This is a genomic window from Sphingobacterium sp. T2, assembly GCF_000814685.1.
In the GTDB taxonomy this organism is placed as follows: Bacteria; Bacteroidota; Bacteroidia; order Sphingobacteriales; family Sphingobacteriaceae; genus Sphingobacterium; species Sphingobacterium thermophilum.
The window spans coordinates 1-9,513 of sequence record NZ_JXAC01000230.1; the positions used below are offsets into that span (position 1 = coordinate 1).

Annotated in this window: 8 protein-coding genes and 5 pseudogenes; 3 read left to right on the top strand and 10 right to left on the bottom strand. The window is 40.9% G+C overall.

The window, feature by feature from the left end; all coding sequences use genetic code 11:
• Positions 1–23: 23 nt before the first annotated feature.
• Positions 24–128, bottom strand: a complete 105-nt coding sequence (locus SD31_RS21405) for a twin-arginine translocase TatA/TatE family subunit (RefSeq protein WP_410528267.1) — start codon at positions 126–128, stop codon at positions 24–26.
• 155 nt (positions 129–283) lie between these two features.
• Here SD31_RS21405 and SD31_RS12865 point away from each other — a divergent pair, with 155 nt between their 5' ends.
• Both SD31_RS12865 and SD31_RS19455 read left to right on the top strand, forming a co-directional pair.
• Positions 284–1,201, top strand: a complete 918-nt coding sequence (locus SD31_RS12865; protein ID WP_231561613.1) for an MATE family efflux transporter — start codon at positions 284–286, stop codon at positions 1,199–1,201.
• A pseudogene (locus tag SD31_RS19455) lies at positions 1,095–1,642 on the top strand (MATE family efflux transporter). Before SD31_RS12865 ends, SD31_RS19455 begins: the two are co-directional and overlap by 107 nt.
• Here SD31_RS19455 and SD31_RS12870 read toward each other — a convergent pair.
• From SD31_RS12870 to SD31_RS12900, 8 genes and pseudogenes are all read right to left on the bottom strand, one after another.
• A pseudogene (locus SD31_RS12870) lies at positions 1,643–2,307 on the bottom strand (sulfite exporter TauE/SafE family protein).
• Positions 2,308–2,323: 16 nt separating this feature from the next.
• The gene (locus tag SD31_RS12875) at positions 2,324–2,767 is read right to left on the bottom strand and encodes a FixH family protein (protein WP_039054434.1); all 444 of its coding nucleotides are present in this window, start codon (positions 2,765–2,767) and stop codon (positions 2,324–2,326) included.
• A gap of 8 nt (positions 2,768–2,775) precedes the next feature.
• Positions 2,776–4,050: a cytochrome c oxidase accessory protein CcoG gene (gene ccoG / locus SD31_RS12880; protein WP_316929881.1), complete on the bottom strand. Its 1,275-nt coding sequence runs from the start codon at positions 4,048–4,050 to the stop codon at positions 2,776–2,778.
• Positions 3,965–4,171, bottom strand: a complete 207-nt coding sequence (locus SD31_RS21030) for a hypothetical protein (RefSeq protein ID WP_316929882.1) — start codon at positions 4,169–4,171, stop codon at positions 3,965–3,967. The genes ccoG and SD31_RS21030 overlap by 86 nt, the downstream gene beginning before the upstream one ends.
• Before the next feature lie 57 nt (positions 4,172–4,228).
• A complete protein-coding gene (locus SD31_RS12885) occupies positions 4,229–5,092 on the bottom strand; it encodes a cbb3-type cytochrome c oxidase N-terminal domain-containing protein (protein ID WP_231561617.1) in 864 nt (287 codons plus the stop codon).
• 4 nt (positions 5,093–5,096) lie between these two features.
• Positions 5,097–5,288: a hypothetical protein gene (locus tag SD31_RS12890; protein ID WP_039054435.1), complete on the bottom strand. Its 192-nt coding sequence runs from the start codon at positions 5,286–5,288 to the stop codon at positions 5,097–5,099.
• Between the two features lie 8 nt (positions 5,289–5,296).
• Positions 5,297–7,409, bottom strand: a pseudogene (gene ccoN / locus SD31_RS12895) (cytochrome-c oxidase, cbb3-type subunit I).
• 165 nt (positions 7,410–7,574) lie between these two features.
• On the bottom strand, positions 7,575–8,213 hold the full coding sequence (locus SD31_RS12900) for a lytic transglycosylase domain-containing protein (RefSeq protein ID WP_231561619.1): 639 nt from the start codon (positions 8,211–8,213) through the stop codon (positions 7,575–7,577).
• Positions 8,214–8,857: 644 nt separating this feature from the next.
• On the opposite strand from SD31_RS12900, the pseudogene SD31_RS12905 reads away from it, so the two are divergent.
• A pseudogene (locus tag SD31_RS12905) lies at positions 8,858–9,209 on the top strand (pseudouridine synthase); the annotation flags it as partial.
• Here the strand turns inward: SD31_RS12905 and SD31_RS16260 are convergent.
• A pseudogene (locus SD31_RS16260) lies at positions 9,203–9,513 on the bottom strand (pseudouridine synthase); the annotation flags it as partial. The pseudogenes SD31_RS12905 and SD31_RS16260 sit on opposite strands and share 7 nt — an antisense overlap.

The following is a 9,513-nucleotide window of genomic DNA, read 5'->3' on the forward strand; positions in this document are numbered from 1 at the left end:
TTTGAATTCACGAATTCCTCGTCCTAGTCCACGCAATTCCGGCATTTCTTTCCTCCAAATAACAATAAGATAACGATCACAATAAGGATCATCTCCTGAGTACCGATATTCAAAAAAGCTAATGTCATAATTTCTGTATATTGTTATAGTATGCTAAGGTAAAGGTATTATACGTTTTGACAAATAATTATTTGTAAATATTTGGACACATTTGTAAAAGATACCAACAATCAAATTAGTTTGCAAGGAAACTTTCGTACCTTTGCAAGCTATTTTAAATTTTATGTTTCAAAATATTAAAGAACGCAAAACTTATTACATAAGCACGCTGGCTTTAGCCGGACCGGTAATTATTTCCCAATTGGGTCATACTTTAGTTCAGACCTCTGACACGGTAATCATCGGTCATTTTTTGGGCAAAATTTCGCTGGCAGCCTCTTCATTAGCCCACTCCATGTTCATGTTGGTACTGGTTTTCGGCTTGGGCATAGCCTATGGGCTGACTCCTTTGATCGCGCAAGCCAATGGAAAGGGCAACAAGGATGAATGTGCTAAATTATTATCCAACAGCATATGGATTAATTTTTTCAGTGGCATCATGCTGTTCTGTGGAGTATACTATGGATCGATGTATGCTATGCAGCATATAGGCCAAGACCCCGTGGTGGTGGAAGAGGCTAAGCCATATCTCTTCATGCTGAGCATGTCCATCTTCCCATTAATGCTCTTTAATGCTTTTAAACAGTTTGCCGAAGGTTTAGGGTTCACCAAGCAAGCTATGCGTATCACTATCTGGGGGAATGTCCTGAATGTGATTTTGGCTATTGTTTTTGTAAAAGGGATGTTTGGCATACCGTCTTTAGGCATTGCAGGGGTAGGATTAGCAACATTGATAGACCGCATATTGATGTTGGTAGTCATGGCTACTTATGTGCTTCGATCCAAGCATTTCAAAAATTACATGGAAAGCTTTAGCTTCTTTTCTGTGCAGGGAAAACGTGTCAAAGCAATTCTGAAGATAGGTACTCCCGTAGCTTTTCAATATGTTTTTGAATGTCAGTGCCTTCGCAGGAGCTTCGCTAATATCCGGTCGTATCGGAGCTTTGGAGCAAGCCTCTCACAACGTAGCCTTGACATTAGCATCCATGACCTATATGATGGCCACAGGTATTTCTGCTGCAGCCACAATCAAGGTAGGTAACTGCTACGGCAAAGAGAAGTTCGACAGACTCAAGAAATTCGCTACCACTTCGTACTATATCGTGTTGGCATTCATGATTTTCACGGCCTTATCTTCGCTGTATTCAACCATACTTTAGCCGGACTTATGACTACCGATCAGGAAGTTATAGCCTTGGCCGGTCAGCTACTTATCATTGCCGGACTATTTCAGCTATTCGACGGCACCCAAGTTATAGGTTTAGGAATACTAAGGGGAATGGGAGACGTAAATATTCCTACTCTTATCACCTTATTAGCATATTGGGTTATTGGACTACCAAGTGGCTATATTATGGGAGTAAATCTCGGTCTTGGCGTGCAAGGTGTTTGGTATGGATTGACATTAGCCTTGCTAACCTCTTCCATCCTTCTGTTTTGGCGTTATAAATTTATGATTAACAAAAAAGTAGCTGCCCGCTAACTATTGACAGGATATGGCTCCGTCAATATGTAGCAAAGGACTTAAAAAAGGGATATCGAGGTTTGAGCCTCTTAGGATAAACCATGCCCCCATAAGCATGTAAAGAAAAGGAAGCAGGGATGTAAATCTAAACTTCATGAATTTTCTAGGCAGGCTGGCCAGCATGGAGAACAACATCATAAGAGGCAATGTTCCTAGTCCGAAGCAAAGCATGAACTGAAAGCTGAGCATCATGCTGTCGGCATTCATGGCAGAGGCCAAAGCCATATATACCATACCACAAGGTAAGAAACCATTGATCATCCCGGCTACGAAAGAACCATTAGGCTTATACAGCCATTTCCCCATGGCATTAACTAAAGGCTGGATGGTCTTGGTCTGAAAAGCAGCCAGCACAGGTAATTTGGGCATTATCATATAGAAAACACCAAAACAAACCAACAATAAACCAGTAACTACAGAAAAACTTTGCTGCCATTCCTGCACGACCAATGTTTTCCCAATCCAGCCTAAAATCAAACCTATAAGCCATAAGTGAGAATTCTTCCGCTCTGATACAGTAGCTTGTTCAATATGGCAGAAAATGAGTAAGGCTGATGTTGCTGTAAAGCAAAAACCAACGGCCCGCACATTAACGTACAGTGCAAGCTGCCAAACAACCCCATGAAAAAGCCTAATAAATTATAACTCTATTTTTTCTATTGTAATAAATACAGGTTGACTGTACCAATAATCTTTATTACCTCTCTTCCAGTAAATCTCTACTATCCAGTTACCTTTTGTCAAGTCGGTAGTAGCATAATCGAATTCACTGCCTTCACTTTTGAAGGGAATCGACTTGTCCAACTTTCCGTCCGAAGGTCTTTTTAATGTCAATGTTCCTGTATTACCCTCTCCTACGAACAAAATGTGCAAGCTGTCTTTTGTTACCCTAATTATGGGCTTTGCATTATCTTCAAGAACATTTTGTTTATGCTCATAAACGGTGTCGTAGGCCAGACTTTTTTCGTAGTAGTTTTCATCGATCAGCGAATCGGAATCTTTGGTAACCATATAAATTCCCGAGCCGACGATAAAAAGCATAAAAGCTCCTAAACCTACTACTATTTTATTTCCCCAGTTCATCTTTATAATTATTGAGCCCCAGGAGGGCAAATAAATGTTGTTTTCAGTGTATTCACTTCCTCACCTTGTGACCATATCTGTACAGCGGTCTTCGACTTGTAAGTCTTGATATTCTTTTTATCCGTTATTAAGAAGAATGAAAGCTTCGCTGCCCCATCTTTGGGAAGGCTATCTATCTTGTTTACGAGCTTGAGTTCAAAATTCTTGTCGGCAGACTTAAGTTCAAAAGGTACGGCCTTCCCGCTTTTGTTGATAACTTCAATAGTATAAAGGTTGCTTATCCTTCCATCGGGTTGCGACTGGTAGGTACTTCCTGCCGCTCTCAACAGTGAACCGTCGATAGGAGCACGGCTGAAGATGAAGTAGAGAAAGGCACTACACAACACCAACAAAACTGCAACATAGATATTTTGTCGCGTATAGTTTTTCTTAAAGTCTTTTTTACCTTCTACCTGTCCTAGCGAATAGAAACCTATCAGTCGTTTTGGTTTTCCCAGCTTATCCATTACGGCATCACAAGCATCAATACAGGCAGTACAGTTGACACATTCCAGCTGAATACCATTGCGGATATCTATTCCTGTAGGGCATACATGCACACACAGCCCACAGTCCACACAGTCGCCTTTTGGTTCTGTCGATTTTTTGCTCCTTTTGCCACGAGGCTCTCCACGTTGTGCATTGTATGCTACACACATGCTCTGATCGTCCAACAACACCCCTTGGAATCTCCCATAAGGACATATCGTCGTACATACAATCTCTCGCACAAATGCAAACACCGAATAGAATACCAAAGTAAAAATTACGATGGCTATAAATCCTCCAAGATGCTGCTCTATAGGCTCGGTAATGATTTTGATAAGCTCGTCAACACCGATAATATACGCCAAGAAGATGTTGGAAATAAAACAAGAAACAAGTAAAAATAGAGCATGTTTTAGGAGTTTCTTCCACGCGCGAGCATCCGTATTGGGTCCCTCATTGAGCTTTTTTTGCTGTGTCCAATCTCCTTCTATCAAGTATTCTATCCTTCGGAAAATAAGCTCCATAAATATTGTCTGCGGACAGGTCCATCCACACCATACACGTCCAAAAACGGCTGTAAATAGGACTATACTCACCAATATGATTAAAGTACCGAAAACGAAAATATACAAGTCCTGAGGGAAAAACATATTTCCGAAGATGGAGAACTTACGCTCCACAATATTGAACATCAGGAATGGATTTCCATTTACCTTGATAAAAGGAGACGAGAAATAGAAACAGTAACAAGCCATAACCCACAATCTGCCTATAGTTATATAGCGTGCCCGAAGGCTTCTTTGCATAGATCCACTTTCTTTTCTTTCCTTTAGAAGGAAGGACGGGCCCTTCGCTATTTTGTACCACTGTTTCCATTTCGCTCACTTTTTATTCAACATAATAATTAAAACAACAGTAAAAAGTAGAGGAGGATTATTCCTCTACTTTTTCAGATTCATATTTCTCTACTTCTTCACCTTGAGCAGCTTTTGCATTAGCCGGATTGGTATCTCGCAAGGTGATGATATAACTTGACACTTCTGCAATCTGTGCCGGGGTCAGCGTTTGTTCCCAAGGCACCATACCTTTATCTGGAACACCATATTTCACGGTTTTGAAGATGTCTTTGATCTCACCGCCATGTAGCCAATACCTATCAGTCAGGTTAGGGCCGATTCCTCCTTCTCCATTGGCGCCGTGACATGCTGCACAGTTGGCCGTGAATATAGCCTTTCCAGAGGCTGCCAAAGCTTCGTTAAACTCCACCGTATTTTCATCCACAAGGTTTGCCGCTTGTGCCAAATACTCCTGTCTGGCTTTCTCTGCCATGGCCATCTCATGTTCGTATTCCTGATCTTGGTTCATTCCGATACCAAACACATGGTATACTAACAAGTAGATAAAACCAAAACATATAGTTCCATAGAATAAAGCATTGAACCAGATAGGTACCGGGTTGTCCAATTCCTTAATACCATCGTAATCGTGATCGGTAATAAGGTCTTTCTCTTGCTCTATAGGGCGTATCCCCATGATCTTATTCCACAAAGCCTTCCATCCGGCCTTTCTGGCTTCTGCTTTGCGCTTCTTCTCTTCGGCTTCTTGCTTCACTACTTCTGGCATTGTCACCTTGAGAATGGACTTCATGGCTTTGTTGACCATCACCGCTGCAATAAGCAGCGTAATCATCACCACAATCAACGTGACAATCAGAATATCACTATATAAGTTTACTGCCCCTATTTTCCATTGTGATACTTCAGCAACAGCCTCTGTACCATTTATCATTTCATTCATAATTCTAATTGTTGTCGGATAAATAATTAGATTTTGGTTCTGATTCGTCAAATGGTAATTCCTTCATATGTTGCACATAATCTTTTTTCATGAAGATTAACATCATGCCCACCACCACAAAGAATACGAGGAATATCCATAGCGATATCATCAAATAGATTTCATCTCCTTGCAGATTTGTTATTTGCTTGAACATAACTTTTATTATTTCTTTTCAGCCTTGATATCGGTACCTAAGCGTTGTAGATAAGCGATCAAAGCGATGATTTCACGATCAGATTTCACTTCCACTTGGTTGTTTTTCAAGTCTTCAGCAATTCCAGCAGCCTGCTTTTCTGCATCTTGTACCGCATTGTTGATTTGCTCGTCCGTATAAGGGACACCAAGTTTTTTCATAGCCTTCATCTTATCCGACAGCAACGAATAATCTATTTGCTGCTCGAACAACCATGGATAGGCCGGCATGATACTTCCAGGAGAGGTGATGGTAGGATCCATCATGTGGTCGAAATGCCATTTGTTCGGATATTTACCTCCCACACGGTGCAAATCGGGACCTGTACGTTTCGAACCCCACAAGAATGGTCTGTCGTAAACAAATTCTCCGGCTTTAGAATAGTCTCCATAACGTGAAGTTTCCGAACGGAAAGGACGTACCGTCTGCGAGTGACAGTTAACACATCCTTCTCTTATATACAAGTCACGTCCTTGTAGTTCCAATGCAGTATAAGGTTTTACACTAGCGATGGTAGGAACATTATTTTTAATGGTGAATGTAGGGATCATCTCTACCATACCTCCGATAAGGATGGCTATTAAGGCCAACACCATAAACAACACAGGTTTACGCTCCAGACGACGGTGCGCCATGCGCTCGCGTGTCACTACAGGCTCTAATGCTGGCGCTTCTGCAGGTTCATTGGCTACTAGCTTTCCTTGTTTAATAGTTTTCACCAAGTTGTAAGTCATGATAATCACCCCAGTAAGGTATAAGCTACCTCCAAGTGCTCTCATCATATGCATAGGAATGATTTCCAAAGTAGTAGACAAGAAGTTTGGATATTTCAACACACCTTCCGGAGTAAACTCTTTCCACATCAACCCCTGAACCACTGCAGCCCAATACATTGGGATGGCATAAAACAAAATCCCTAGTGTACCAATCCAAAAGTGGATAATTGGCTAATTTTTTAGAATAAAGTTCTGTTTTATAGATACGAGGCAACAACCAATAAAGAATGGCGAACGTCATGAAGCCGTTCCATCCCAAAGCGCCGATATGCACGTGAGCTACTATCCAGTCTGTAAAGTGTGCAATAGCATTTACTTGCTTAAGCGACAACATAGGTCCTTCAAATGTTGCCATACCATAACAGGTCAATGCTACTACCATAAACTTAAGTACAGGCTCCACACGCACTTTGTCCCAAGCACCACGCAAAGTCATAAGACCGTTGATCATACCTCCCCAAGAAGGAGCTATCAGCATTACCGAGAATACAACACCCAAGGACTGCACCCAAGAAGGCATAGAACTATACAACAAGTGGTGAGGACCGGCCCAGATATAGATAAATATCAAAGACCAGAAGTGGAGAATACTAAGTTTATACGAATATACTGGGCGGTTAGCCATCTTAGGCAAATAATAATACATCATTCCCAAGAAAGGCGTAGTCAAGAAAAAGGCAACCGCATTGTGTCCATACCACCATTGTACCAACGCATCTTGAACACCAGAATACACATAAAAACTTTTCCAAAAGGAAACAGGCAACTGGATAGAGTTGACAATATGCAATACCGCTACCGTAACAAAAGTAGCAATATAGAACCACACAGCTACATACATATGGCGCTCTCTACGTTTGATAATAGTACCAAACATATTCACACCAAATACCACCCAGATTATGGTAATAGCCACATCTATAGGCCACTCCATTTCTGCATACTCATGTGATGTGGTATAACCCAACAGCAAGGTGATTGCTGAAGCAACAATAATTAACTGCCAGCCCCAGAAATGTATTTTACTCAACACATCGCTGAACATTCTTGTTTTCAGCACGCGCTGTAAAGAGTAATAGGCCCCCATAAAGATGGCATTACCCACAAAAGCAAAAATTACCGCATTGGTATGCACCGGACGTACACGACCAAACGTGGTATACTGCGTCATAAAGTTCAATTCGGGAAATATCAATTGAAGAGCTACCAGCAAACCGATAGACATACCTACGATACCCCAAATAATAGTTGCAATACCAAAATTGCGAACTATCTTGTTGTCGTAACTAAATTGCTCTAAATGCATTACTTTATCATTTTGTTTCCGATGTAAAAGTAATGACACTTTGATGACAGGCTAATGACGCAGCTTGTGAATAAATATGACTTTCATCACTTTTGTAAAAACAACAAAGCGGCCCCGAAAATCAGGTCCGCTTTGCTGCTTAAAATAGGGATTCTTACTTAAATACTATATCCGTATAAATGTGGTTTTTCTTAACACTTCTTTCACCGAGATAATCTTATATACGTAAGAAGCTGTTTCCTCGTTCAGCTTAAGGTGATAATAGCTTTTTTTACCTTGATTACGCATGGCAGCACGGAGACTCCCCTCTCCTATATTATACGCTGCAGCTACTAGTGTCCAGTCACCAAACTGATTATACAAATCTTTTAGATAGCGGGCCGCAGCATGCGTAGACTTAACAAAATTTTTGCGCTCATCCACCTTATGGTCTACACGCAACCCATATAAACGGGCTGTACTAGGCATAAACTGCCAGTAGCCACCAGCACCCTTGTGTGAAGATACGCTGGGATCCAATCCACTCTCCACCACAGGGAGATACTTGAAATCCTCCGGAATACCGTATGATTTCAAAATCTTTTCGATCTTAGGAAGATATTTCTCCGCACGAGCATGCATGTCGTGCGACCCTATCTTCTTAAACGAAAATTTTGCCAGATACTTTGTTAGCTTGCTTTTTACCTTATGATTCTCTACCGGGATACTTTCATTGGCGAAAGTGAGAGAATTGTAATAAATTTCCTGTTTCTTTTCCGGAGAATTCAACTTTTCTTTGAGCCTAGCAGCTCCTTCGATCATCATCTTTTTATACGGATTCTCGAATGAATCTCCTTTGGGGCTTGACTGCAACTTCGATAAAACCATTATCGAAAAAATTGCGGTAATACATAATACTCTTTTTCTAATCATTCACTTCCTTACTGCTACCTACAAGACTCCAAATAAGTCAGTCGGAATAGCTTGGTCCATTCATGAAGGCACAAAGGTACAAACTATAGAGCTATAAAACAAATAGTTACAAAACCACATCTTTTACCTCCTCGCGAAAACAAGGTCTATCTTACTGGAAACCGCAATTTCTACAATGTAAAAAAAACAAGAGAATTCTCATTATTTTTTGTAACTTTGTACCTCAATTTTTATTTAAAACTATGCCACTCAATAGTAGAAGGAACAGTCGCGAGGACAAGTCCAAAAAGAGAAAAAGCAACTCTGAAAGCTTTAATTCAAAAGACAATTCAAAAAGAAGTTTCAGCAAAAAAGACAACAAAAAATCTTTTGCTAAAGCATCAAACAACAAATCATTTTCTAAATCCATGGGAAAAGGAAGATTTTCTAAATCAGATAAAGCTTCTTCTCAGCATTTAGATCACAACGAAGAAAACGTATTTAAATATACTAAGTACAGAAAAGTAAGACAGCCGTCAAAACCTGCCATTAGAGAGGCTAAAGACGATGGGTTGATTCGTCTGAACCGTTACATTGCTAATGCAGGTATCTGCTCACGCAGAAAAGCCGACGAACTTATCGCCGCTGGCGTTATTACAGTAAATGGCGAGGTAGTAACCTCTTTGGGCACAAAAGTAGATCCCGCTAAAGACGAAATCCGTTACAATAACGAACGTCTGAAACGTGAAAAGATGGTCTACATCTTATTAAACAAACCTAAGGACTATATAACCACCACTGACGATCCGCAAGAACGTCGTACAGTGATGCAGTTGGTAGCCAAAGCCACCAAAGAACGTATCTACCTGTAGCCGTCTGGACCGCAATACTACAGGTCTGCTTTTGTTGAAGTCTCCTTGCGTTAAGGTTTTTGTTTAGTTCCACGTGATATATTTTCGTGACATTGTTGCGTGGATGAGATAGCTTTTCGGCAAGCTGTCCGTCGTTGGTCAACAATAGCAGACCTGTAGTATTGCGGTCCAGACGGCCTACAGGGTAGATACGTTCTTTGGTGGCTTTGGCTACCAACTGCATCACTGTACGACGTTCTTGCGGATCGTCAGTGGTGGTTATATAGTCCTTAGGTTTGTTTAATAATGATGTAGACCATCTTTTCACGTTTCAGACGTTCGTTATTGTAACGGATTTCGTC